The sequence below is a fragment of the Microbacterium sp. CPCC 204701 genome, assembly GCF_004010105.1.
Classification (GTDB): domain Bacteria; phylum Actinomycetota; class Actinomycetes; order Actinomycetales; family Microbacteriaceae; genus Microbacterium.
In genome coordinates, this window is the sequence record NZ_RRYE01000551.1 from 1 (window position 1) to 1,491 (window position 1,491).

General features: G+C 73.6%; 1 protein-coding gene. It reads right to left on the minus strand.

Features of this window, described 5'->3' with window-relative positions; all coding sequences use genetic code 11:
* Positions 1 to 1,399: amidohydrolase family protein (locus tag EIO58_RS17760; protein ID WP_127820539.1), on the minus strand; the 1,399-nt coding region annotated here is incomplete at its 3' end.
* Positions 1,400 to 1,491: the final 92 nt, after the last annotated feature.

Consider the following 1,491-nt stretch of genomic DNA (forward strand, 5'->3'; position numbering starts at 1 on the left):
CGGCGACGTCGCCCGGCTCGATGCGCGCCGGCGTCGCCGACCCTCCGCGTGTCGAGGCGGCGAGAGCCGTGGCGGCTTCGACGCGCTCGTGCGGCTGCCACGGCTCGCGGCCGTCGCGGATGCGAAAGACCGCGGAGGCCATCGCGGCCCAAGGATCGAGCGACGACACCGGCGCGTCCGAACCGAAGAAGAGCGTCGCCCCGGAGTCGGCCAGCGCTCGGAGCGGGTAGGGCTGCGCGGTCTGATCGCGCCACAGCGTGTCGGTGAGGGCGCGATCGTCGATCGCGTGCTCGGGCTGCACGCTCGCGCCGACGCCCAGGCGCGCGAAGCGCGGGATGTCGGCGTGCGCGACCAGCTGCGCGTGCTCGACGGTGCCCCAGGCACCCGTCGCGGCGAAGGCGTCCAGCGCGTGCGAGTTCGCGACATCCCCGATCGCGTGGATCGCCGAGGCGATGCCGGCACCGGTCGCGCGGATCATCAGGTCCACGAGGTTCGCCAGATCCACCGTCAGCAGCCCGTGGTTGTGCGGGTCGCCCGCGTACGAGTGCGAGCACGCTGCCGTGCGCGTGCCGAGCGAGCCGTCGGTGATGACTTTGAGGGGTCCGACTCGCGCCAGGTCGGACGCGGATCCTCGTGTCCGGTCACCCGTCTGCAGGCCCTCGGCGATCGCCCGGTCGAGGAACTCGGGGTAGATCCCGAACGACACCCGCAGCGCATCGAAGCCCGCGACGAGACGACGCGCCCATGCGTCCTCGTTCCACGACATGTCGAGGTCGACCAGGCCCACGACCCCGCGGGCCGCGGCATCGTCCGCCATGCGCGCGACGAGCGGATCGGCAGTGGCGGGCTCGACCGCGTTGAGGCGTCGCGAGATCTCGAACGCGGGCTCCTCGCGGAGGAACCCGACGCCGTCCGGCTCGAATCCCTCGCGCCGCAGCGCCGCCGAGTTGAGCCACACGCTGTGCACGTCCGCGTTGATGAGATACGTCGGGATGCCGCCGGTTGCCGCGTCGAGCATCTCCAGGGAAGGCTCGTCCGGCCAGAGCGCGTCACGGAAGCCCGTCCCGACCTTGCGTCCGTCAGGGAGCACAGCGCCCCCCGCCATGACTGCTGCGGCGTGCGCCGCCGACGTCGTCGCACCGAGCGCCTCGCGCTGCGCGGCGAGCGCCCATGGCACGACGTGCACATGGTGGTCCCACAGTCCAGGGATCACCCACCCTCCGTCGGCGTCGAGCACGGCGCCCTGCCGGGGGAGCGCGCCCGCCGGGGCGATGTCGACGACGATGCCGTCGGCGAGGTGGATGTCGACGGGGTCCGAGCCGAACGGATCCGTGCGCTCGGAGCCGGTGAGCCGGGCGTTCCCGATGACAGCGGGCGCGTCGCCGGCGGCCGGCGTCATCGTGCCGCCCGGCGGGTCTCGAGGTCGCGCCGCATCTCGCCCGCCAGGCGCGGGTCGGCGTACGGGCCGGAGCCCGCCTCCAGCTCGGCGAT